General features: G+C 64.1%; 23 protein-coding genes and 1 pseudogene. 6 read left to right on the forward strand and 18 right to left on the reverse strand.

The annotated features are described in order from the left end of the window. Window positions 1-267 precede the first annotated feature (267 nt). The 18 genes from C4S71_RS07950 to argC form a co-directional block, all read right to left on the reverse strand. Entirely contained in the window at window positions 268-948 is a 681-nt protein-coding gene (locus C4S71_RS07950) for a hypothetical protein (protein WP_103968786.1), read from the reverse strand. Window positions 949-1,144: 196 nt separating this feature from the next. Next, window positions 1,145-2,275, reverse strand: coding sequence for an SLC13 family permease (locus C4S71_RS07955; protein ID WP_422666843.1), 1,131 nt, complete (start codon window positions 2,273-2,275; stop codon window positions 1,145-1,147). Between the two features lie 18 nt (window positions 2,276-2,293). Then, window positions 2,294-3,667, reverse strand: coding sequence for a magnesium transporter (mgtE, locus tag C4S71_RS07960; RefSeq protein WP_086509020.1), 1,374 nt, complete (start codon window positions 3,665-3,667; stop codon window positions 2,294-2,296). A gap of 157 nt (window positions 3,668-3,824) precedes the next feature. After that, entirely contained in the window at window positions 3,825-4,253 is a 429-nt protein-coding gene (locus tag C4S71_RS07965) for a F0F1 ATP synthase subunit epsilon (RefSeq protein WP_103968788.1), read from the reverse strand. Between the two features lie 25 nt (window positions 4,254-4,278). Beyond that, on the reverse strand, window positions 4,279-5,655 hold the full coding sequence (gene atpD, locus C4S71_RS07970) for a F0F1 ATP synthase subunit beta (RefSeq protein WP_086510229.1): 1,377 nt from the start codon (window positions 5,653-5,655) through the stop codon (window positions 4,279-4,281). 67 nt (window positions 5,656-5,722) lie between these two features. Beyond that, window positions 5,723-6,607: a F0F1 ATP synthase subunit gamma gene (gene atpG / locus C4S71_RS07975; RefSeq protein ID WP_086510228.1), complete on the reverse strand. Its 885-nt coding sequence runs from the start codon at window positions 6,605-6,607 to the stop codon at window positions 5,723-5,725. A gap of 68 nt (window positions 6,608-6,675) precedes the next feature. Continuing rightward, a complete protein-coding gene (atpA, locus tag C4S71_RS07980) occupies window positions 6,676-8,220 on the reverse strand; it encodes a F0F1 ATP synthase subunit alpha (RefSeq protein ID WP_086510227.1) in 1,545 nt (514 codons plus the stop codon). Between the two features lie 16 nt (window positions 8,221-8,236). Further along, window positions 8,237-8,773, reverse strand: coding sequence for a F0F1 ATP synthase subunit delta (locus C4S71_RS07985; protein ID WP_103968789.1), 537 nt, complete (start codon window positions 8,771-8,773; stop codon window positions 8,237-8,239). Between the two features lie 12 nt (window positions 8,774-8,785). Continuing rightward, the gene (locus C4S71_RS07990) at window positions 8,786-9,256 is read right to left on the reverse strand and encodes a F0F1 ATP synthase subunit B (protein ID WP_010625957.1); all 471 of its coding nucleotides are present in this window, start codon (window positions 9,254-9,256) and stop codon (window positions 8,786-8,788) included. A gap of 73 nt (window positions 9,257-9,329) precedes the next feature. Next, window positions 9,330-9,557, reverse strand: a complete 228-nt coding sequence (gene atpE / locus C4S71_RS07995; RefSeq protein ID WP_010625958.1) for a F0F1 ATP synthase subunit C — start codon at window positions 9,555-9,557, stop codon at window positions 9,330-9,332. 64 nt (window positions 9,558-9,621) lie between these two features. Beyond that, window positions 9,622-10,449, reverse strand: a complete 828-nt coding sequence (gene atpB / locus C4S71_RS08000; RefSeq protein ID WP_086510225.1) for a F0F1 ATP synthase subunit A — start codon at window positions 10,447-10,449, stop codon at window positions 9,622-9,624. Between the two features lie 11 nt (window positions 10,450-10,460). Continuing rightward, entirely contained in the window at window positions 10,461-10,847 is a 387-nt protein-coding gene (locus tag C4S71_RS08005) for an ATP synthase subunit I (RefSeq protein ID WP_234277991.1), read from the reverse strand. 213 nt (window positions 10,848-11,060) lie between these two features. After that, complete coding sequence (locus C4S71_RS08010) at window positions 11,061-11,978, reverse strand: ParB/RepB/Spo0J family partition protein (RefSeq protein WP_103968847.1); 918 nt, start codon at window positions 11,976-11,978, stop codon at window positions 11,061-11,063. A 51-nt stretch (window positions 11,979-12,029) separates the two neighbouring features. Next, entirely contained in the window at window positions 12,030-12,800 is a 771-nt protein-coding gene (locus C4S71_RS08015) for a ParA family protein (protein WP_086510223.1), read from the reverse strand. Between the two features lie 29 nt (window positions 12,801-12,829). Then, window positions 12,830-13,495 (reverse strand): 16S rRNA (guanine(527)-N(7))-methyltransferase RsmG, encoded by a 666-nt coding sequence (gene rsmG / locus C4S71_RS08020; RefSeq protein ID WP_103968790.1) that lies wholly within the window; start codon window positions 13,493-13,495, stop codon window positions 12,830-12,832. Further along, window positions 13,492-15,387, reverse strand: coding sequence for a tRNA uridine-5-carboxymethylaminomethyl(34) synthesis enzyme MnmG (mnmG, locus tag C4S71_RS08025; RefSeq protein WP_103968791.1), 1,896 nt, complete (start codon window positions 15,385-15,387; stop codon window positions 13,492-13,494). Before mnmG ends, rsmG begins: the two co-directional genes overlap by 4 nt. Before the next feature lie 536 nt (window positions 15,388-15,923). After that, window positions 15,924-16,277 carry an iron-sulfur cluster insertion protein ErpA gene (gene erpA / locus C4S71_RS08030; RefSeq protein ID WP_086510220.1) on the reverse strand — a complete coding sequence of 118 codons (354 nt, stop codon included), beginning with the start codon at window positions 16,275-16,277 and terminating at the stop codon, window positions 15,924-15,926. A 164-nt stretch (window positions 16,278-16,441) separates the two neighbouring features. After that, the gene (gene argC / locus C4S71_RS08035; protein ID WP_103968792.1) at window positions 16,442-17,476 is read right to left on the reverse strand and encodes an N-acetyl-gamma-glutamyl-phosphate reductase; all 1,035 of its coding nucleotides are present in this window, start codon (window positions 17,474-17,476) and stop codon (window positions 16,442-16,444) included. A gap of 139 nt (window positions 17,477-17,615) precedes the next feature. On the opposite strand from argC, the gene C4S71_RS08040 reads away from it, so the two are divergent. The 6 genes and pseudogenes from C4S71_RS08040 to C4S71_RS08060 all read left to right on the forward strand — a co-directional run bounded on the left by C4S71_RS08040 (window position 17,616) and on the right by C4S71_RS08060 (window position 23,803). Further along, the gene (locus tag C4S71_RS08040; RefSeq protein WP_234293610.1) at window positions 17,616-19,379 is read left to right on the forward strand and encodes a chloride channel protein; all 1,764 of its coding nucleotides are present in this window, start codon (window positions 17,616-17,618) and stop codon (window positions 19,377-19,379) included. A 75-nt stretch (window positions 19,380-19,454) separates the two neighbouring features. After that, window positions 19,455-19,886: a protoporphyrinogen oxidase HemJ gene (gene hemJ, locus C4S71_RS08045; RefSeq protein ID WP_086510217.1), complete on the forward strand. Its 432-nt coding sequence runs from the start codon at window positions 19,455-19,457 to the stop codon at window positions 19,884-19,886. A gap of 2 nt (window positions 19,887-19,888) precedes the next feature. Then, window positions 19,889-20,680 (forward strand): annotated as a pseudogene (gene thiD / locus C4S71_RS22595) (bifunctional hydroxymethylpyrimidine kinase/phosphomethylpyrimidine kinase); the annotation flags it as partial. Window positions 20,681-20,869: 189 nt separating this feature from the next. After that, window positions 20,870-22,153 carry a glutamate-1-semialdehyde 2,1-aminomutase gene (gene hemL / locus C4S71_RS22600; RefSeq protein ID WP_200825258.1) on the forward strand — a complete coding sequence of 428 codons (1,284 nt, stop codon included), beginning with the start codon at window positions 20,870-20,872 and terminating at the stop codon, window positions 22,151-22,153. Between the two features lie 23 nt (window positions 22,154-22,176). Continuing rightward, the gene (locus C4S71_RS08055) at window positions 22,177-23,418 is read left to right on the forward strand and encodes a P-loop nucleotide/nucleoside kinase family protein (protein WP_103968795.1); all 1,242 of its coding nucleotides are present in this window, start codon (window positions 22,177-22,179) and stop codon (window positions 23,416-23,418) included. 58 nt (window positions 23,419-23,476) lie between these two features. Beyond that, window positions 23,477-23,803, forward strand: a complete 327-nt coding sequence (locus C4S71_RS08060; protein ID WP_146064589.1) for a hypothetical protein — start codon at window positions 23,477-23,479, stop codon at window positions 23,801-23,803. Window positions 23,804-23,816: the final 13 nt, after the last annotated feature.

Raw genomic sequence — 23,816 nt, forward strand, 5'->3', positions numbered from 1 at the left:
CATCGCCTGTCCAGTCGACGCCTAGCGCCGGCGCTCCCCCTCATCGCTCTCAAGGAGTTCGCCATGGCCGCCGACATGATCGTGCCCGCCGTTTCGCTCATCGCCATCCCCTTCTCGCTACTGCTGACGGTCATTCTGTTCGTCGCCATCCGCTCGTTCTTCGAGCACCGGGAATGAGGCCGTCGAGTGGACCAGGCGAGCCTAGGCAATAAAGGAAGAAGACGGCTGCATCAGCCGTCTTACATGTGCACTACCGCCTTACCGACCTCAGAAGGCGTAGGTCAGGGCCAGGGTGTAGGCACGGGTATTCTCCCCACCCAGCTCCCTTTCGAACAGGGCGTCGATCAGCACTTTTTCGTCCAGCAGCGCTAGCCTGGGGCCCACCTCGATGCTGCTCTCGCTGCTGCTGCGGTCATTGCCGAACACGTTGGCAATCGCCACCAGCGGCCCGACGATTCCGACTTCGCTGCCGAGCCCCCAGGTCAGGGCGTTGCGTGTCTCCGCACTGCGCTCCCTCTCCCAGCCCAGATTGAAGTGCACCAGAGCGCGCTCATCGGCAAATCCCAGCGTGAGCGGCACCAGCGCATACTGGGTTTCCCAGCGGCTCGTTTCGGTCAGGTACTCGCTGCCGACGACCAGACCCAGGCCATAGCCATGCGCCTCGAGGCTGGTGAACAGCATCTTGGCTTCGAGGCCGTACACCTGCTCGCTCTCGCCCTCCTCATGCTCGTTGCCGAACACCGCGGTGAACTGGTAGTTCCCGCCGGGACGACAGGTAGGTGAAACATAGTTCTGATAGCCGCCACCATCGATACGGGTATGCCACAGATCGATGGAACAGCTGTTGGCATCGATCAGGGCGGCATCGTCCACCCCGGCCAGCGCAAGGGTGGGCAGCAAGCCCAGGCCACACAGCAGACCGCCGACAAGAGGTCGAAGTTGCAACATGAGGTGAATCTCCCATTGCCGAAGCCATTCGCTTCGGTCGGCTCCCGGCATCACCGGCAAGCTCGCTAGCCCAATTGAATGTCCAAACTCCGGTTCTCTGACCCACCTGATATGCCACAGCCAGCCGGTAAATCAGAATCTACACGGCAGGCGCTTGAAAGTCCTGGAGGAAGTGAGATGCTCCAGCGTACGGCTATTATATGGACAGCAACAACAGCGCCAGCAGCCAACTCGCCAATAGCATCGGCAACGACCAGCAATGGAAGTCCCGCCACAGTCCCTTCTCCCGAGCCAGCCGCAAGGCAATGATATTGGCCATGGAACCGATGGCGAGGCCGAAACCGCCCACGCTGACGCCCCAGGCCAGGGTTCGCCAGTCATCGGTGAAACCCTCCAGCAGAATGGCAGCCGGCACGTTGGAGATGCCCTGGGACAACAACGCGCCCGCCGTCATCATGCCACCGGGCCAGATTGCCAGGAACCCGACCAGGCTCACCACCGGGTCGAGCATGGCGGCAAGGCCGAGCACCATGAACATCAGCACGAAGACCAGCAGCAACAGCCAGTCGACATAGCGCACCACACGGGGCTGGAACAGCAGGTAGAGCGTGATGATCACCACGGCGGCGGGTAGCGCCAGCCCGGCATCGATCGCCAGCAGCAGCGGCAGGTACAGCGCCAGCGACACTCCGGCCAACCTGGGTTTGAGCGCCGGTGGGGATCCCGCCGGCTCGATATGGATGGCCTTGGCGGGGAAGGCCAGCGGAATCGCAGCGACCAACAGCGCCATCATCGTCAGGGCCAGGGGGGTCATGGCAAGGAAAAACGTCGTGAAATCGACCCCTGCCTGCTGCCAGATGAACAGGTTCTGCGGGTTGCCGATGGGGCTGATCGTCGAGCCGGCATTGACCGCCAAGGCTTCGAAGACGATCAGCCGGCCTATCGGCAACGACGCCACCAGGCGCAGGCCCAGGGTCAGCGGCACCACGATGAACAGTGCCACGTCGTTGGTCACCACGGCAGCAAGCGCCGCTGAGAGCACTATCAGAACCAGCGCCAGATAACGCTCGGTGTCGACCCGTGCCAGCAAGCGGCGACCGACTCGCGTCAGCGCTCCGCTCTCCTCGAGCCCCCGGGAGAGCACCATCAGCCCCGCCAGGGCAGCCAGCGTGTCCCAGTGCACCAGATGGTGCAGATTACCCGCCTGCTCGGGCAACGCCAGCAACAGCAGCGGCAAGGCGGCCAGCAGCCCCAGGAGCAGTAACTCCTGGCGCAGCCTCGATAACAGTAGGCGCAGCTCGGTCGTCTCCCCTTGTCGGGCCGGGATAGAGTCCGGTACCGCTTTCTACAGCCCCGTCAAAATCGCCGTGGCGATGGTGAAATAGATCACTACACCGCAGGCATCGATCAAGGTCGTCACCAGAGGCGCCGAGGCGGTAGCCGGGTCCCAGCCCACGCGATTGAGCACGAACGGCAGGCACATGCCCAACAGGCTGCCGAACAGCACGATGGTGACCATGCTCATGGCCACCACGATGGCTACCGCCTCGCCACCGCGCAACACGCCGATGGGAGCCACTGCCAGTGCCATGGTCAGACCCAGCGAGCCCGCCACCAGCAGCTCTCGCCCCAACAGCTTGCTCCAATCCTTGACCCCGACGTCCCCCGTCGCCATGCCGCGCACCATCAGCGTGGCAGCCTGGGCGCCGGCGTTGCCGCCGCTACCGATAAGCAGCGGCAGGAAGAACACCAGCGCCACCTGGGCGGCAATGGTGTCCTCGAAGTAGGCGATACCGGCACCGGAGAAGAGATTGGCGAATACCAGCAGTACCAGCCAGGTCACGCGCTTGCGATAGAGACTCCAGATCGGCACACGGCTGACGCCGTCTTCCAATTGGCCGATGGACATCCCCTTGTGGAAGTCTTCGGTGGCCTCCTCTTCGGCCACGTCCATGGCGTCATCGTGAGTAACGATGCCCACCAGGCGCTCATCGTGGTCGATCACCGGCACCGCCAGCATGTCGTAGCGGGCCACCAGGCGCGCGACCTCCTCCTGTGCCTCATCCACCGACACGCTGATCACATCCTTGATCATCAGGTCGTCGACCTGAGCGCCCGGGCGCGCCACCATCAGCTGGCGCAGCGACAGCGTGCCCGCCAGCTTGCCATCCTGGTCGATGATATAGAGCTGATAGACGGTTTCGGCGTCCGGCGCGGTCTGGCGCACCCGCATCATCGCTTTGGATACGGTCATGCCGCTGGGAATCGCCACGTAGTCCGAGGTCATGATCGAACCCGCGGTGCCCTCTTCATAGCTCGCCAGCCGCTTTAGATCCTCGCGCTCCTGGCGGGCCATGCGCCGCAGCAGCACTTCCTGGCGATCCTCGCCGAGCAGGTTGAACAGGTCGGCACGCTCGTCCGAGCCCATCTCCTCCAGCACCGAAAGGAGGACTTCATCGGACATGGCTTCGGCAACCTCGACCTGGACCTCGCCAGTGAGATAGCCCAGGACGTTGGCGCGACGTTCCAGCGGCAGGCAATCGAGCACCTTCAATACCGTCGGCAGGTCGCCATCGTCCTCGGCCATCTCTTCGAGTATTTCGGAAAGATCTGCCGCCCGCAGCTCCGGTAGCCACTGGTCGAGCAGCTCGCGATCCTCCTGCTCGATGGCGGCAACGAGGGTTTGCTTGTGTTCCTGCAGCTGTTCGCTCAACTCCATGGCATTCTCCTGAGTCCTTCACGCAGCTGCCAGGCAGTCGTTGCGTGATGGCATGAGTGTGGACCGGGCCTCCGGTACCAGAGACTTCATCATAACAGAGACGAAAACGCCCCTCGAACACTGTTCGAGGGGCGTTTCGTGACAGACAGGCCTGGAATCAGCCCTTGCCGGCCTTCTTGCGCAGCTGCTGAATGGTACGCAGCTGGGCCACGGCTTCCGCGAGTTCGGCGGCGGCGCGGGAGTAATCCAGCTCCGACGACTTGTCGTTGAATGCCTTGAGCGCATGCTGACGGGCTTCCTCGGCGGCGGCCTCGTCGAGGTCGCCGGCACGGGAGGCCGCGTCGGCCAGCACGGTCACCACGTCGGGCTGCACTTCGAGGAAGCCGCCGGAGACGTAGAAGTTCTCTTCCGTACCGCCTTCCCGGATGACGCGGACCGGACCAGGCTGAAGCTCGGTCAGCAGCGGGGCGTGCCCGGGCAGGATGCCCAGGTCGCCCATGATGCCGGAAGCGACGAGCTGCTCGATCTCACCCGAGAAGATCGCCTCTTCGGCGCTGACGATGTTGCACTTGAAGCTATTCGCCATAGCGAAGTCCCCCTGGTGGACGGCCTTACTTCATCTGGTTGGCTTTCTCGACGGCCTCGTCGATGCTGCCCACCATGTAGAAGGCCTGCTCCGGCAGGTTGTCGTATTCACCGTCGAGGATGCCCTGGAAACCGCGAATGGTATCCTTCAGCGATACGTACTTGCCGGGTGCACCGGTGAAGACCTCGGCGACGAAGAACGGCTGCGACAGGAAGCGCTGGATCTTACGCGCACGGGCCACGGTCTGCTTGTCCTCGTCGGACAGTTCGTCCATGCCCAGGATCGCGATGATGTCCTTGAGCTCCTTGTAGCGCTGCAGCACGTTCTGCACGCCGCGGGCGGTGTTGTAGTGCTCCTCGCCGACGACCAGCGGGTCGAGCTGGCGCGAAGTGGAGTCCAGCGGATCGATGGCCGGGTAGATACCCAGTTCGGCGATCGAACGCGCCAGTACCACGGTGGCGTCCAGGTGGGCGAAGGTGGTGGCCGGCGACGGGTCGGTCAGGTCGTCCGCGGGCACGTAGACGGCCTGCACGGAAGTGATCGAGCCCACCTTGGTGGAGGTGATGCGCTCCTGCAGAACGCCCATCTCCTCGGCCAGGGTCGGCTGGTAACCTACCGCCGAGGGCATACGACCCAGCAGTGCGGATACCTCGGTACCGGCCAGGGTGTAACGATAGATGTTGTCGACGAACAGCAGCACGTCGCGGCCTTCATCGCGGAACTTCTCGGCGATGGTCAGGCCGGTCAGGGCCACGCGCAGACGGTTGCCCGGCGGCTCGTTCATCTGACCGTATACCAGCGATACCTTGTCGATAACGTTCGACTCGGTCATCTCGTGGTAGAAGTCGTTACCTTCACGGGTCCGCTCACCCACGCCGGCGAACACGGAGTAACCGCTGTGCTCGATGGCGATGTTGCGGATCAGCTCCATCATGTTGACGGTCTTGCCCACGCCGGCGCCGCCGAACAGGCCGACCTTGCCGCCCTTGGCGAACGGGCAGACCAGGTCGATGACCTTGATGCCGGTCTCGAGCAGCTCGTTGGAAGCCGCCTGCTCGGCATAGGTGGGTGCCGGACGGTGAATGGGCATGCGCTCCTGCTCACCGATGTCGCCGGCCTCGTCGATCGGCCGACCCAGCACGTCCATGATGCGACCCAGGGTCTCCTTGCCTACCGGCACGGAGATCGGCGCTCCGGTGTTGGTGGTCTCCATGCCGCGCTTCAGGCCCTCGGTGGAGCCCATGGCGATGGTACGCACCACGCCGTCGCCCAGCTGCTGCTGGACCTCGAGCACGGTCTCGGAGTTGGCGACGTTGAGCGCGTCGTAGACCTTGGGAACCGAGTCCCGCGGGAACTCGACGTCAATCACCGCGCCGATGATTTGTACGATACGTCCGCTCATCTTGCGATCCTCTCAAATACCTGCAAATGAAACCTGTAGCGGGAGAGCCATGGGCTCTCCCCCGGCGCTATACGGCGGCGGCACCGCCGACGATCTCGGAAATCTCCTGGGTGATGGCGGCCTGGCGGGCCTTGTTGTACACCATCTCCAGATCGTCGATCAGTCCGCCGGCGTTGTCGGTGGCGTTCTTCATGGCGATCATCCGGGCCGCCTGTTCGCAGGCCCCGTTCTCGACCACCGCCTGATAGACCTGCGATTCGATGAAGCGAACCAGCAGGCTATCCAACAGCGCCTTGGCATCCGGCTCATACAGGTAGTCCCAGCTACCGGGACGCTTGTTGTCCTCGTCATCCGCATCGGCCCCCATGTCGGGGGAGAGCGGCAACAGCTGACGAACCACCGGCCTTTGCGTCATGGTGTTGACGAACTCGTTGTACACCACGAACAGGCGGTCGACCCGCCCCTCGTCGTAGGCGTCCAACATCACCTTGACGCTGCCGATCAGGTCCTCGACCTCGGGCGCTTCGCCCAGGCCGCTCTTGGCTGCCACCAGGTTGCCGCCGTAGTTGCGGAAGAAGCCGCCGGCCTTGCTGCCCAGGGCGCAGAAGTCGAGCTCTGCACCCTCGTTGCGCCACGCCATGGCGTCCTTGATGACGGCCTTGAACAGGTTGACGTTCAAGCCGCCACACAGGCCGCGGTCGGTGGAGACCACGATGTAGCCGACCCGCTTCACCTCGTCGCGCTCGATCATGTAATCGTGGCGATACTCGGGGTTGGCGTCGGCGATATGGCCCACCACGTTGCGGATCTGCCGGGCATAAGGCTGGCTGGCCTTCATCAGATCTTGCGCTTTACGCATCTTCGACGCAGCGACCATTTCCATGGCGCTGGTGATCTTCTGCGTATTCTTGATGCTCCCGATCTGGGTGCGTATCTCTTTTGCAGCTGCCATAGCGATCTACTCCGTTCGTGGCCCTCAGAAAGCTCCAGGGCCCGCCCTTGCCGGGCGGGCCGGCGGAATTACCAGCTCTGAGTGGCCTTGAACTGCTCGAGACCCTGCTTAAGCCCTTGCTGGATCTCGTCGTTGTAGTCGCCGGTCTGGTTGATCTTGTCGAGCAGCTCGGCATGCTCGGACCTCATGTACTCGTGCAGAGCACGCTCGAAGTCCAGCACCTTGCTCACGTCGACGTCATCCAGGAAGCCTTCGTTGGCGGCATACAGCGACACGCCCATCTCGGCCACGGACAGCGGCGAATACTGCTTCTGCTTCATCAGCTCGGTGACGCGCTGACCGTGCTCCAGCTGCTTGCGGGTGGCTTCGTCCAGGTCGGAAGCGAACTGGGAGAAGGCCGCCAGCTCGCGGTACTGGGCGAGTGCCAGACGCACGCCGCCGCCGAGCTTCTTGATGATCTTGGTCTGGGCCGCACCGCCCACGCGGGATACCGACAGACCGGCGTTGATGGCCGGGCGGATACCTGCGTTGAACTGGTCGGTTTCCAGGAAGATCTGGCCGTCGGTGATCGAGATCACGTTGGTCGGAACGAACGCGGAAACGTCGCCGCCCTGGGTCTCGATGATCGGCAGCGCGGTCAGCGAGCCGGTCTTGCCCTTGACCTCACCGTTGGTGAACTTCTCCACGTAGTCGGCGTTGACGCGAGCGGCACGCTCGAGCAGACGCGAGTGGAGATAGAAGACGTCACCCGGATAGGCTTCACGGCCCGGCGGACGACGCAGCAGCAGGGACACCTGACGGTAGGCCCAGGCCTGCTTGGTCAGATCGTCATAGACGATCAGTGCGTCCTGACCGCGGTCGCGGAAGTACTCGCCCATGGTGCAGCCGGCGTAGGGCGCCAGGAACTGCATCGGGGCCGGGTCGGCGGCGCCGGAAGCGACGACGATGGTGTGATCCATCGCACCGTGCTCCTCGAGCTTGCGCACCACGTTGGCGATGGTCGACTGCTTCTGACCGATGGCCACGTAGATACAGGTGACGCCCTTGCCCTTCTGGTTGATGATGGCGTCGACGGCGATGGCCGACTTACCGATCTGACGGTCGCCGATGATCAGCTCACGCTGGCCGCGGCCGATCGGCACCATGGCGTCGATCGCCTTGAGACCGGTCTGGATCGGCTGGTCGACCGACTGACGGGTGATGACGCCCGGGGCGACCTTTTCCACCGCATCGGTCAGCTTGGCGCCCACGTCGCCCTTGCCATCGATGGGGTTGCCCAGCGGGTCGACCACGCGACCGACCAGCTCGGGGCCCACCGGCACCTCGAGGATACGACCGGTACAGCTGGCGGTCATGCCCTCTTCCAGCTTCAGATAGTCGCCCAGCACCACGGCGCCCACGGAGTCGCGCTCGAGGTTGAGCACCATGCCGTAGATACCGCCGGGGAATTCGATCATCTCACCGAACATCGCGTCCTCGAGACCGTGAATCTTCACGATGCCGTCGGAGACGCTGACGATGGTGCCCTGATTGCGGGCCTCGGATGCGACATCCAGCTTTTCGATACGCTGCTTGATGATGTCGCTGATCTCGGAAGGATTCAGTTGCTGCATGCCATGTCCCTCAGACTCAGGCGGTAAGGGCTTCGGAGAGGCGGTTCAGTCGACCGCGCACCGACCCGTCGATGACGGTGTCGCCGGCGCGCAGGATGACGCCCCCGATAAGCTTCGGATCCACCTGAGTGGTAATGGAGATTTCGCGATTCAGCCGCTTCTTGAGCGCGCCTGCGAGCTTGTTCTGCTGCTTGTCGTCGAGCGCGAAGGCCGTGACCACGGTGACGTCGACACGCTTGTCATGCTCGGCGCGCAGACGTTCGAACTGCTCGGCGATGGCACCAAGGGCGGTAAGACGCCCTTTCTCGGCAAGCGTCTCCAGGAAACGACGGCCGGCGTCGTCGACCTTGGCCTCGGCCAGTTCGATGACCAGCGCGACCTTGCGCTCGTCGGTCAGCTTGGGGCTCGCGAACAGTTTCTGCGCATCACGTTCCGCTACGACCTGGCCCAGCTTGACCAGCATGTCGGACCAGGCTTCCAGCGCCTTGTGGTCACGCGCATACTCGAAAGCCGCCTTGGCGTAGGGTCGTGCGACGGTTGACGTTTCCGCCATGGGTCACCTCCTTCACAGTTCGGCGGCAAGCTTGTCGAGCAGCTTGCGGTGTGCCTTCTCGTCGACGGAGGCTTCCAGAACACGCTCGGCCCCGACGATGGCAAGTGTCGCCACCTGGGCGCGAAGCTCTTCCTTGGCGCGATTGATTTCCTGATCGATCTCGGCACGGGCGCCGGCCACCAGGCGTTCGCCTTCGGCACGAGCCTGCTCACGCGCTTCCTCGATCATCTGAGTGGAGCGCTTGTGGGCCTGTTCGAGGATCTGGGAGGCCTGCTCCTTGCTCTCGCGCAGCGTCTGAGCAGCCTGCTCCTGAGCAAGCTCGAGGTCGCGGGAAGCCCGGCTGGCCGCGTCGAGGCCATCGGCGATCTTCTTCTGGCGCTCGTGAAGCGCGGAGCTGATCGGCGGCCACACGTACTTGATGCAGAACCAGACAAAGATCGCGAAGGCGATCGTCTGCCCGATGAGCGTCATGTTGATATTCACGGGTATGTACCTCTGACGGGTTCGTGGCAACCGGAGAGAAGCGAACCGAGCGCCTCAGCGCTCGGTGCTGTCTTTAACCGGCAACGACGAAGATCAGGTACATCGCGATACCGACGCCGATCATCGGCACGGCGTCGAGCAGACCGGCCATGATGAAGGTACGAGTCTGCAGCTGGTCGCCCAGCTCCGGCTGGCGAGCGGTGGACTCGAGCAGCTTACCGCCCAGCATGGCGAAGCCGATGCCGGTAGCCAGGGCGCTGACGCTGATGATGATGGCGGCGGCAAGGTAGACGATTTCCATGATGTTGCTCCTAGTAGGTCAGGTTGAGGTTAGTTTCAGTACTTCGTTGCAAGGGTTGCTTGGTTCAGTGGTGCTCGTGAGCGGCACTCAGGTACACGATCGACAGGGTCGTGAAGATGAAGGCCTGCAGCGATACCACCAGAATGTGGAAAATGGCCCACGGCACGTCGAGCACCCAGATGGCCCAGAACGGCAGCAGCGCGATCAGGATGAAGATCACCTCGCCGGCGAACATGTTGCCGAACAGACGCAGCGCGAGACTGATGGGCTTGACGATCAGGCCGACGATTTCGAGGATCAGGTTGAACGGGATCAGCAGCCAGTGATTGAACGGCGTGAGCGAGAGCTCCTTGGCGAAGCCGCCGACACCCTTGACCTTGCAGCTGTAGTAGACGATCAGACAGAACACGCCCAGCGCCATGCCCAGGGTGGCGTTGACGTCGGTGGTGGGCACGATCTTCATGTACTCGACGCCGAGGCGACCGAACAGCTCCGGGAAGTAGTCGACCGGCAGGATCTTCAGCGTGTTCATCAGCAGGATCCACATGAACAGCGTCAGCGCGATGGGCGCGATGTGCGGATTCTTGCCGTGGAAGGTGGAGCGGGTCAGGTTCTCGATGAACTCGATGACCATCTCGACGGCGTTCTGCAGCCCGCCGGGCACGCCGGTGGTCGCCATCTGGCCGGCCTTGCGGAACAGCCACAGGAACAGCACACCCATGGCGATGGACCAGCCCATGGTGTCCACGTGAATGGCCATGAACCCCATCTCCTGGGCTTCGGTCGAGCTGCTGGCGAATTTCCAGCCGAGCTCGGGATGCCTGCCGAAGGTCAGATTCTGAAGGTGGTGCTGTATGTAATAGATGGCGGTTATTTCATTACCTGCTGCCATACGCTGCTACCTCAGGTTCGTTGGGTCGGTCGGTCACGCAGTAGCCAGGGTGTCAGCCAGTGCATGAGCTGCGCCGCCACATATGCGACAAAGAAAAAAGCCGGGTTTGAGGGGGGCACTGTGACGAACACGATCACGAACAGTGCCACCGTCAAACCGAACTTTCCCATCGCTGCCTGATAGAGATTCATCACGCTGACCCGCGGCCGCCGGCCGTCCCGGACGCGTAGCCCACGCCAGACGAAGTAGAGCGAAGGCAGCAGGCTGACCAGGCCGCCCATCAGGGCCGACAGCACCCCTTCATGACCATGTCGCAGGCCAGCCAGCAGGGCTACCAGCAAGGTGGCGAAGCCCTGAGCCAGAAAGAGGCGGGTGAAATCCGGGCGCCGGCGCCTCATGGCAGCGTGTCCATGCATCCTGTCGACATTTCCTGCCCTGCCTAGACAGGGTTTGGGTGCCGGCTTGGCCGAGCGTGACACTCAGGCAAACAACGGCGGATTATAGGGAAGCGCCCCTGGCCCTTCAACCGGCGAGGACGCTTTTAGGGTCTAATGACGTGGCTATGCGACCAAAGGTGGAAGTCATTGTCGACATCCCACGGGTCGCATCGCTCAACGAATGTGCTCGAGGATGCCGTCGAGTTCCTCGAGGCTGGAATAGCGGATGGTGACCCGCCCCTTGCCGCCGCGACCGTGCTGAATCCTGACCGGGGCGCCCAATACTTCGCCGAGCCGGGTCTCCAGGCGCGCCACGTCGGGACTGACCGGCGCGGCCGCGGTCTTCTTCGGTTCGCCCTGGGCCAAACGCTTCACCAGTGCCTCGGTGTCGCGCACGGTGAGATCCTTGTTGACCACCTCATGGGCGGCACGACGCTGCTTGGCGGCAGGCAGAACGAGCAGGGCACGGGCGTGGCCCATGTCCAGGTCGCCGCGCTCGAGCAGGGTCTGTACCTCGGGATCGAGCGCCAGCAGGCGCAGCAGGTTGGCCACCTGGGCGCGGGACTTGCCCACCGCATCGGCCACCTGCTGCTGGGTCAGCTCGAACTCGTCGATCAGTCGCTTGAGCGCCAGCGCCTCTTCCACCGGGTTGAGGTTCTCGCGCTGGATGTTCTCGATCAGCGCCAGGGCCAGCGCGACTTCGTCGCTGACGTCCCGAATCACCGCCGGGATGGTGTCGAGCTCGGCCAACTGCGAGGCACGCCAGCGCCGCTCGCCGGCGATGATCTCGTAGCGGGACTCGCCGATCGGCCGCACCACGATGGGCTGCATCACGCCCTGGGCGCGAATCGAGTCGGCCAGTTCCTCCAGCGCCTCGGGCTGAATGTCGCGGCGCGGCTGATACTTGCCACGGGTGAGCTGGCTCAGCGGCAGGCGTTCGAGTCGCTCCTCGATCTCGGCTGCCGCCGCCACTGGCTCGCTCGCCCCCTCGGACAGGGCTTCCCCTTCGGGCAGCTCGAGAGTCTCGCGGCGGCGGGCGCCGGCACCGATCAGGGCATCCAGGCCGCGGCCCAGGGCGCGTTTTCGCGTCATCAGCATTCCCTCATCACGAGCGGGTCACGACAGTCGGTTTCACCCGGCGCACTACAGCGCCAGGCGACGAATCAGTTCCTTGGCCAGCACCCGGTGGGCCTGACTGCCGCGCGAGAAGCGCGCGTACTTGGTCACCGGCAGGCCGTGGCTCGGTGCCTCGGCCACCCGCACGTTGCGCGGGATCGTGGTCTTGAGCAGCGCCTCGCCGAAATAGTCGCGCAGCTGCTTGGAGACATCCCGGGTCAGGCTGTTGCGACCATCGAACATGGTACGCAGGATGCCATAGATCGCCAGGTCGGGGTTCACGCTGTCCTTGATCTGCTCCACCGTGTCGAGCAGCGCCGAGAGCCCTTCGAGAGCGTAGAACTCGCACTGCAGCGGAATCAGTACGCCGTTGGCCGCGGTCAACGCGTTGACGGTGAGCATGTTGAGCGAGGGCGGGCAGTCGATCAGCACCACGTCGTATTCGTCGGCGACACTGGCCAGCGCCTCGGTCAGGCTGCGCTCGCGGCCCTCGGCGCGGTCGAGCAGCTCGACCTCGGCGGCGGTGAGATCGCCGTTACCCGGCAGCAGCGAGTAGCCGGCGGTGGGGCAGTCGAGCATCACCTCGGGGGCGCTCTTCTCGCCCAGCAGCAGATCGAGCACGCTGCCCTCGAGCGTGTGCTTGTCGATGCCGCTGCCCATGGTGGCATGGCCCTGGGGGTCGAGATCCACCAGCAGCACGCGGCGATCCAGCGCGGCCAGGCTGGCAGCCAGGTTGACGGCGGTGGTGGTCTTGCCCACGCCGCCCTTCTGGTTGGTCAAGGCGATGATTTGACTCACGGGCGACTTCCTTGCGTCGACGGCTCGCTTCAACGGCGGCCTGGGTTGGAATCGGTTCGCTCGACGATCAACAGCTGACGCTCCCCCACGCTGAACGGTACCTCGAGCACGTGGCGCTCGCGTATCACCACGCCGGCATCCAGTGCCGCCAGCTCCTCGTCGACGGCCGGCCCCTTCATGGCCAGCCAGCGACCGTCGCGGGCCAGCAGCGGCTCGGTCAACCCGACGAAATCCGCCAGGCTGGCGAAGGCGCGCGAGATGATCTGCTCGAAACCGCCCGCTGGCGGCTCGAAGGCCTCGACCCGGGCCTGCACCGGCGTCACGTTAGCGAGCCCCAGCTCCATCACGGCCTGGCGCTGGAAGCGCACCTTCTTGCCGTTGCTGTCGAGCAGCGTGACCGCCAGATTCGGCTCGAGGATCGCCAACACCAGCCCCGGCAGCCCGGGTCCGGCGCCGACGTCGAGCAGCGGCGCTGCGCCGACATGAGGCAGCACGGCAGCGCTGTCGAGCAGGTGCCTTGACACCATCTCTTCCGGTGAGCGTATCGCGGTGAGGTTATAGGCGCGATTCCACTTGTGCAACAGCCCGACCAGACGCAGCAGCCGTTCGCGCTGCAGGTCATCGACGACGATGCCCAGTGCTGCCAGCCCCTGGTCGAGGCGCGCTGCCACCTCGGCGGTGATGGCTTCGGTCATCCGTTGGCCACTCGCGTATCGTCGAGTAGGCGACGTTTCTTGAGATGAATCAACAGGATGGAGACCGCCGCCGGGGTCACGCCGGAGATCCGTGAAGCCTGTGCCAGGGTTTCTGGACGTGCCTCGGCGAGCTTCTGACGAATCTCGTGGGAGAGCCCCTCGACCTGGGCATAGTCGAGATCGGACGGCAGCGGAGTGGCCTCGTGACGCTTGAGCTTGTCGATCTCGTCCTGCTGACGGTCGATGTAGCCCTGGTACTTGGCCTGGATCTGCACCTGCTCGGCCACCGCCTCGTCGTTCACCGGCTCGCCGGCAAGGTGGGCCACGTCGGCATAGCCGAGCTCGGGCCGCTTGAGCAGGTCGAGCAGGCTGTACTCGCGGGCCAGCGGCTTGCCGGTCCTGGCCTCGATGGCCTCGGCAGCGGCCGTGCCGGGCTGTACCCAGCTGGCCTTGAGGCGAGCACTCTCGCGCTCGATCGCTTCGCGCTTGACGCTGAACGCAGCCCAGCGCGCGTCGTCGACCAGCCCCAGCTCGCGACCGGCCTCGGTCAGGCGCAGGTCGGCGTTGTCCTCGCGCAGCAGCAGGCGGTACTCGGCGCGCGAGGTGAACATGCGGTAGGGCTCCTTGGTGCCCAGGGTGATCAGGTCGTCGACCAGCACGCCGAGGTAGGCCTCATCGCGGCGCGGCCACCAGGCCTCGAGCCCCTTGGCGCGGCGCGCGGCGTTGAGTCCGGCCAGCAGCCCCTGGGCGCCAGCCTCCTCGTAGCCGGTGGTGCCGTTGATCTGTCCGGCGAAAAACAGGTTGTGGATGAATTTGGTTTCCAGCGAGTGCCTGAGATCGCGCGGATCGAAGAAATCGTACTCGATGGCGTAGCCGGGCCGGGTGATATGGGCGTTCTCCAGTCCCTTGATCGAGCGCACCACCTGCAGCTGCACGTCGAACGGCAGCGAAGTCGAAATCCCGTTGGGGTAGAGCTCGTGGGTATCGAGGCCTTCGGGCTCGATGAACACCTGGTGGCTCGCCTTGTCGGCGAAGCGGTGCACCTTGTCCTCGATCGACGGGCAGTAGCGCGGCCCGACCCCCTCGATCACGCCGGAATACATCGGCGAGCGGTCGAGGTTGGCGAAGATGATCTCGTGGGTGCGCTCGTTGGTGTGCGCAATGTGGCAGCTCACCTGGCGCGGGTGCATCTCGCGGCTACCGAGGAAGGACATCACCGGCGTCGGCGTGTCGCCGGGCTGCTCCTCGAGCACCGAGAAATCGACGCTCTTGGCATCCAGCCGCGGCGGGGTGCCGGTCTTGAGGCGATCGACCCGAAACGGCAGCTCGCGCAGGCGGCTGGCCAGGGCGTTGGAGGGCGGGTCGCCGGCGCGGCCGCCGCGGCTCTGGTCGAGCCCGATGTGGATCACCCCACCGAGGAAGGTGCCGGTACACAGCACCACGGTTTCGGCACGGAAGCGGATGCCGGTCTCGGTGACCACGCCACGCACGGTGTCGCCATCGACGATCAGATCCCCGGCCGCCTGCTGGAAGATCGTCAGGTTAGGGGCGTTCTCCAGCATGCCGCGAATGGCCGCCTTGTAGCGTACACGGTCGGCCTGGGCGCGGGTGGCACGCACCGCCGGTCCCTTGCGTGCGTTGAGCACACGGAACTGAATACCGCCGAGATCGGTGGCCAGGCCCATGGCGCCGCCCAGCGCATCGATCTCCTTGACCAGATGGCTCTTGCCGATCCCGCCGATGGCGGGATTGCAGGACATCTGACCGAGGGTCTCGATGTTGTGGGTCAGCAGCAGGGTCTGACAGCCCATGCGGGCGGAGGCCAGGGCGGCTTCGGTTCCCGCATGGCCGCCGCCGATGACGATGACGTCAAAGCGGTCGGGATACTCCAAGGTTCACCTCGTTGCGCTTGCGCGCGGATATTGCCTAGGGATGAAAAACAGCCTGCCAGTATAAACCGACTGTGGGTAACCGTCAGGGTTTTCCACACCGCGTTTTGTCAGTCAGGTCGATCTACCATCCACTAAACAAAACAAAATGATTAAAAGAGAGAAGTTCTGCTGTGGTAGTGACTATTGGTGTGGACAAATTCTGTGGGTAACCGTGGATAGTGTATAAATTTCAAAATCTTGCATTGTTGACTTTCATGCTGAGAAGAGGGTGACGAGCTGAGGGCGAGCGGTGTCGAGGCTGTGCATAAGAGAGCGGCTTTTCCACAATGCCAACGCTACACCGCTTTTCCACCGCTGCCTACCGGGCTTGTCACCGTGGCTGTGAACAATCGTGCTGGCGAGTGCAAGAGCCACGCCTCATGCGGCTTGTCGGCCAATAGGGAGCATGTTGCAAGAAAATTTATCCACAGGCGAAAAAAAGCCCTGTCGACAACGACAGGGCTTGCGATCGAGCTCAAAAGTGGGGGCAGCCGGGATCAGACCATGAAGGAGGCACCGCAGCCGCAGGTGGTTGTCGCGTTGGGGTTCTGCACCAGGAAGCGAGCGCCCGCGAGTCCCTCTTCGTAGTCCACGGTGGACCCGACGAGGTATTGATAGGAGAGTTCGTCGACCACCAGGGCCACCTCACCGAATTCGATGACGGTATCGTCCTCGCCTACGGTGTCGGCAAAGTCGAAGCCGTACTGGAAACCCGAGCAGCCGCCGCCCGTCACGTAGACGCGCAGCTTGAGTTCGGGCTTGCCCTCCTCCGCAATCAGCGCCTGGAGCCGCTTCCTGGCGGCTGCGCTGAGCATCATGGGAGTGGGGACGAAAGATTCTGCGCCGCTCATGGGCATCCTCCCGTGAGCCGAATGAATGGATAACAGTCGATTATCTTCAATTCCTAGCAAAAGGGTCAACTATTCCGGAAAAGGACTCGCCGATGATGCCATCCCTGGCGTCGAACTGCCCCTGCGGTCTGACCCCGGAGCCCCAATACCTCCGGGTGACATCATCAGGGCATCAGGGCGGGGGCGGCGAGTCCGGCATGCTCGTCGAAGCCGAACATCAGGTTGAGGTTCTGCACGGCCTGCCCGGAAGCGCCCTTGACCAGATTGTCGATCACCGAGAGCACTACTACGGTGTCGCCGTTACCCGGCCGATGCACGGCCAGACGGCAGACGTTGGCGCCCTTGACGCTGCGCGTCTCGGGGTGGCTGCCGGCAGGCATCACGTCGACGAAGGGCTCGTCGGCGAAGCGCTGCTCGAACAGTGCCTGCAGATCGCCGGGCTCGCCGGTCAGGCGCCCGTACAGGGTGGCATGAATGCCGCGGATCATCGGCGTCAGGTGGGGCACGAAGGTCAGGCCCACCGGGCCGTTGGCAGCATCGCGGAGGCCCTGGCTGATTTCCGGCAGGTGGCGGTGGCCGGAAGCGCCGTAGGCCTTCATCGATTCGCTGGCCTCGGCCAGCAGCGAAGGCACCTTGGCGCCGCGCCCGGCGCCGGTGACTCCGGACTTGCAGTCGGCGATCAGGTGGTCGGCATCGATCAGGCCGGCTTCCAGCAGCGGCAGCAGGCCCAGTTGCACCGCGGTGGGGTAGCAGCCGGGCACGGCAATCAGGCGTGCCTGACGAATGCGCTCGCGATGCATCTCGGGCAGGCCGTACACGGCTTCTCCGAGCAGCTCCGGGGCGCCATGGGGCTGGCCGTACCACTCGGCCCACACCTCGGCGTCACGCAGGCGGAAATCGGCCGAGAGGTCGATCACCCGGGTACCCCGCTCGAGCAGCTCGCCGGCCAGGGCATGGGCGACGCCGTGGGGGGTGGCGAAGAAGACCGCGTCGCAGGCGCCCAGGCGCTGCGGGTCTGGCTCGCTGAAGGCCAGCTCGTCGTAGTGGCCGCGCAGGTTGGGGTACATGTCGCAGACGCGCACACCGGCTTCGGAACGCGAGGTGATCGCCTCGACCTCGACTTGCGGGTGCTGCGCCAGCAGCCTGAGCAGTTCGACTCCGGTGTAACCGGTGCCGCCGACGATTCCGACCTTGATCACGATGCGACTCCTTCGATGGTTGCCTGGCAGGGAGCGGCTGCCAACGGGACCGCCCCGTCCGGATATGATACACAAGAGAGGGGGCGACCACCCAGCCGGCGCGCCCCACTCACAAGAAATGCCTGGACAGGGAACTGCCGTGCCGCGTCTTTCGCTACCTAGCTTCAGTCTCGAGAGGTTTCGCCGCCAGCTGGCCAGCGTCGATGCCTTGCCGCAGCTGTGTGTGCTGGGCGTCGTCTCGGGGCTCGTTACCGGTGCGGTAATGGTCGCCTTCCGCTTGCTGCTCGAGCTGGGGGGCGTGCTGTTCATGCCCGGTGGCGATCACGAGGCCTTCGAGGGTCTGCCGCCGATGGTGCGCTCGAGCCTGCCTTTGATCGCCGTGGCCGTGATCGGCATTTTCCTGTGGCGTCAGCCTGCAGCGGCACGCAAGTTGGGCGTCGGTCACGTGATCGAGCGGCTCACCTACCACCAGGGGCGCTTTCCGCTGCGCAACTGGATCAACCAGTGGTGGGTGGGGGTGACTACGGTGCTGGGCGGCCTCTCCGCCGGGCGCGAGGGGCCGGCGATACATCTCGGCGCGGCCGCGGCCAGCGGCCTGGGCCAGCAGCTGCGCCTGCCGCACAACAGCCTGCGCGTGCTGGTGGCCTGCGGCACGGCGGCGGGCATCTCGGCCTCGTTCAATACGCCGATTGCCGGTGTCATCTTCGCCATGGAAGTGGTGATGATGGAATACACCATTGCCGGCTTCATGCCCGTGATTCTGGCCTCTACCATGGGGGCGCTGGTGGCCATGCTGGTATACGGCTCCGAGCCGGCCTTCCAGGTACCCAGCGTCAGTCTGGGCTCGTTGATGAACCTGCCGTGGATCGTGGTCACGGCGCTGTTCATCGGGCTGCTGGCCGGACTCTTCATCCATGTGGCGCGCAGCGAACGCATCGCCGGGCTGCCGGTGCCGCTGCGTCTGGCGCTGGTGGCATTGGCCACGGCAACGGTGGCGTGGTGGTATCCCGAAGTCCAGGGCATCGGTTACGACAGCATGGAAGCCGCATTGGCCGGCAATCTGGCGGTCGAGGTGCTGCTGGCCCTGGTGGTGGCCAAGCTGTTGCTCACCGCCCTCACCGTGGCCAGCGGTATCCCCATCGGCATCATCGGCCCGGTGCTGGTGGTCGGGGCCGCCGCCGGCGCACTGGCAGAGCTGCTGGGTGCCTGGCTGTTCCCGCAGTTGGACATGGAACCGGGGTTCTACGCCATGCTGGGCATGGCAGCGATGATGGGGGCGGTACTGCAGGCGCCCCTGGCGGCGCTCATGGCGCTGCTGGAACTGACCCACAACCCCAACATCATCCTGCCGGGCATGCTGGCGGTGGTGGTGTCGGGGCTGACGGCACGCCAGCTGTGTCGCTGCGACGGCTTCTTCATCAGCGTGACCCGCCACGGCCTGCACCCGCTGCAACAGCCGCTGATGCAGGCGCTGTCGCGGGTCTCGGTGCCGGCGGTGATGGAGCGCAGCTTCGTTGCCACGCCGCGCATGGTCACCCGCGATCAGGCTCGGGTGCTGCTCGACGCCAGACCGGCCTGGATATTGATCGTGCGTTCGAGCGACGACAAGCCGACGCTGGCGCTCAAGGCCGCCGACCTGGCCCGCGCCTTGATGGACGAAACGCAGGAAGCCGAAGCGGTTGGCGAAGACGAAGACGCGCTGATCGATCTGCTCGAGGTGCCGGGGCTGCGCCTGGAAATGGCGCCGATCCATCACCAGGCAACCCTGTCGGAGGCGTTCGAGCGACTCAACGATCAGGCGGTCGATGCACTGTTCGTGGAACAGGGCCGGCGCCCGAAGCAGCAGCGAATTTCCGGTATCATCACCCGCGGCTCCATCGAGCGTTACTACTCATTGAAGTGAGCCGGCCAAGTTCTTGAAGTACGTTCCATGAAACGAGGCGGCGGCGATCGTCGTCGTCATCTCTGAGGAGACTGCATGTATCTCTGGATCAAGGCGCTGCACATCGTGGCCGTGGTGACCTGGTTCGCGGCGCTGTTCTACCTGCCGCGCCTTTATGTTTACCACGCCATGGCCCGCGACAAGGGCGAGCAGCAGGCTATGGACTATTTCCTTGTGATGGAGCGCAAGCTCTATCGCGGCATCATGACGCCATCGATGATCGCGGTGATCGTGTTCGGTCTGTGGCTGCTCTACCTGATGCCGCACTGGCTCGGCATGGGCTGGATGCACGTCAAGCTGACGCTGGTACTGCTGCTGGTGGCCTACCACCATGTCTGCCTGATCTATCTCAAGCAGTTCGCCGCGGGGCGCTGCCGACGCAGCCACGTGTTCTTCCGCTGGTTCAATGAGCTGCCGGTGGTCGTGCTGCTGGCCATCGTGATCCTGGCCGTGCTGAAACCGTTCTGACCATGGCCGGCGCAACGAACGTACAGCCGCCTGTGGTACTGGTACTGGCCGGCCACGACCCTACCGGCGGCGCGGGGATCATGGCCGACGGCGAGGCGATTGCCGCCTGCGGCGGCTGGGCGCTGACGGTGCCGACGGCGCTGACCATGCAGGACTGCCGCGACGTTCATCGTGTGGTACCGGTGCCGGCCGAGCTGATTCGCGAGATGACGGCACGGCTCTCCGGTTTTCGTCTGGCGGCGATTAAGGTCGGCCTGCTGGCGAGCCGCGAGACGCTCGATGCCGTGGTCGACATCATCAAGGCACGGCCGGGCATCCCCGTGGTGGTCGATCCCGTGCTCAAGGCGGGTGGCGGAAAAGAGTTATCCACATCCGCTTTGGTCGAGGTCTTCCGCTCTCGTCTGCTACCGCTTGTGGATATCCTGACGCCGAATCGTCTCGAGCTCGAACGTCTGGCCGGAACGGAGCCACAGGATGACGAAGCGCGTGCGCGTCGATTGATGGCGCTGGGCTGCCGTGCCGTGCTGGTGACCGGTAGCGACGATCCCTCCAGCGACGTGCCGCAGGATGTCGTCGAGCAGATGCTGTACACGTCGGAACAGAGCCGTGCCTGGCGCTGGCCGCGGCTAGCAGGCAGTTTTCACGGCTCGGGCTGCACGCTGGCCGCAGCGCTGGCGGCACGGCTCGCGGCCGGTGAGCCTTTGGCGGCTGCCTGCGAACAGGCCCAGCGCTTCACCTGGCAGGCGCTGGCCAAAGCCTGGCAGCCGGGCAACGCTCAGGCGCTGCCGCGGCGAACGGCTTCTCAGGGCAGCTGGCACGATCCCGTACAGGGCGTGGCCAAAGCCCCTTCAATGAGCGAAGATCACCGTAACTTCACCACGCATTCCAAGGTTATCCAAGAAGTTATCCACAGACCGGGCAGCGTGAGCCTGGCACTACCCGTGACGGGGTTACACCATTCTCGTGACAGCAAAGAGGCTTCCATGACCACTTCCGAAACGCTCTTCGAACAGGCTCGCCGCCATATTCCCGGTGGCGTCAACTCTCCCGTGCGTGCCTTCAAGGGCCTGCATCGGCCGCCGGTGTTCATGGAGCGGGCGCAGGGTGCCTACCTGTTCGACGTCGAGGGCAAGCGCTATGTCGACTATGTCGGTTCCTGGGGGCCGATGATTACCGGCCACGCCGATCCGGACGTGCTGGGTGCCGTGCGCAGCCGACTCGACCATGGTCTTTCGTTCGGCACGCCGACGGCCATCGAGACCACCATGGCCGAACTGATCTGCGAGATGATCCCCACCATCGAACTGGTGCGCATGGTCAACTCGGGCACCGAGGCCACCATGTCGGCGATTCGACTGGCGCGTGGCTATACCGGACGCGACAAGATCGTCAAGTTCGAGGGCAACTACCACGGCCACTCCGACTCGCTGCTGGTCAAGGCCGGCTCCGGCGCCCTGACCCATGGTGAGCCCAGCTCCCCGGGGGTGCCGGCGTCACTGGCCGAGCACACCATCACGCTGTCCTATAACGACCTCGATGAGGTGGAAGCCTGCTTCGAGGAGATCGGCAGCGAGATTGCCTGCATCATCGTCGAGCCGGTGGCGGGCAACATGAACTGCATCCCGCCGCAGCCGGGTTTCCTCGAAACCTTGCGCCGGGTTTGCACCGAGTACGGCAGTGTGCTGATCTTTGATGAAGTGATGACCGGTTTTCGCGTTGCCCTGGGTGGGGCTCAGGCGCACTTCGGCATCGAGCCCGACCTGACCTGTCTGGGCAAGATCGTCGGTGGCGGCATGCCGGTGGGCGCCTTCGGCGGCAAGCGGGCGATCATGGAGCAGATTTCACCGCTGGGGCCGGTCTATCAGGCGGGTACGCTGTCGGGCAACCCGCTGGCCATGGCGGCCGGTATCGCTCTGTTGACCAAGCTGCGCGAGCCCGGCTTCCACGATGCCCTGGCGCAGCGCGTGGAAACGCTCTGTCACGGGCTGCAGGAGCGCGCCGATGCCGCCGGGGTCGACATGATCACCCAGCGCGTGGGCGGCATGTTCGGGCTGTTCTTCACCGGACAGACCCGGGTCGACAATTTCGCCCAGGCCACGGCCTGCGATGCCGAGGCCTTCCGCCGTTTCTTTGCGGCGATGCTGGAAGAGGGCGTTTACCTGGCTCCCTCGGCCTACGAGGCGGGATTCATGTCGAGCGCGCATACGCCGGAAGACATTCAATTCACGCTGGACGCTGCCGAGAAAGCATTTGCCAAGGTACGCTAGGCCAATAGAAAACAGGAGTGAACATGGACGCCACTTCAGTGACCTGCTCGACCTCAGCCACCGCCCTCGAGCTGGATGAGCTGATCGATTCGCTGGTGGCGTCGCACCGCTCCTTCGTCGACGACCTGCCTTATGTGGGGTCGTCGGGCTGCCTGGCGGCAACCCGGGCGCTGGTCAAGGAGGAAGTCGGCGTGCTCGATGCACGCCTGAGCGGTGAGGAGGATCGCTCCCACCTGCAACGGCTCGAGGCCTGGCTGGAGCAGGAGATGGTGAGACTCGAGCCATGGTTTGACGAGCGCGGCGAACCGCGTCCGAGCTGGATCGTGGGGCGGCAGGTACTGCCGCTGTGCGATCGGCAGCGTCTCATCATGACCAGCGCACTCGATCTCGAGCCATCGGATCCCATGATCAGTCGTTGCCTCGATCCGGGTTTCGACCTGGTCTCGCTGCTGGTGGGCCTGTATGTCCGTGACGAGACGCGACTGGCGCACTATGCCCTGGATCGCTATCTGCGTCTCTCCGGCGATTATTCCCTGATGCGACTGATCTCGGTCTTTGCGGTGTGCCGTTGCCTGGCGGGGGCACGGCGAGCGCTGCAGCGTTCGGAGTCGGGGCGTGAGCCGGCATTCCGCCTGGCGGAGATCATGACCGAGTGTCGTCGCTATCTCGACCTGGCCGAGCAGGTATCCAACTTCCGCTTTCCGCCGTTGGTCATCGGGGTTGGGGTCTCGGGCAGCGGCAAAAGCCGTTTCATGGCCGAGATCGTCGAGCGGCTGGGGGCCGTCAGGCTGTGCTCGGATGCCGAGCGTAGACGGCTGTTCGGAATCGATCCACAGGCGGTCGAGCTCGACGAGGGTGTGGATATCTTCAGCGCCAAGTCCACCGAGCGTACCTATCAGCGTCTGGCCAGCCTTGCCGGCCTGCTGCTCAATGCCGGCATACCCACCTGTATCGATGCCACCTGCCTGACACGAGCGCAGCGACAGCTGTTGCGCCAGCAGGGCGAGGCGCGCGGTCTGCCGGTGCTCATCGTCAGCTTCGAGGCAGACGAGGCTACCTTGAGGGAGCGTATCATCAAGCGTTCAGGAGAGTATGGGGTAGAGCCTGATGCAAGCCTTGCAGTACTGGATGGCCAAATGAAAGTCTTCGAGGATTTTTCCCCTGACGAAAGGCGCAATTTGTTGCACATAGATACCACGGCGGAACATGTCGGTGATACATTGGCCTTATTGGTCGAGAAGCGTTTCAATCTGAGCTATAGCTGAGGATATGATGAACAGACTTTCATGGATCCTCTTGGCCAGCTTGATAGGTGTTAGCTGCATGTTGACCGTTGCCGGAGCGAATGCCATGTCGGAGCAGATAAGCCGGGGGGATCCACCCAAAAGTGAGATCGTGATCGTCTTCGATGGCGTACCGAACACCCGCTTTCAAGCTTCATTGGCGATCGATGACGGGGATCAGGTCGTCACTCATGAGCTGGAAGAGAGCGTTCCCAGTGAATATCGCTATCAAGGCGAGGCATTGGAAGCGCACATCCGCCAGACGAGCCAGGAAGGTGCACTGAGCGTTGAGGTGCGTAAGCAGGGAAGTGTCAGCCGTTCCAGCACCCAGGGGCAGGGCAGCGAAATCAGGCTTAGGGTCAGATAGCGGATCTGATTTC

It is taken from the genome of Billgrantia desiderata, from assembly GCF_900108215.1.
Lineage (GTDB): Bacteria > Pseudomonadota > Gammaproteobacteria > Pseudomonadales > Halomonadaceae > Halomonas > Halomonas desiderata.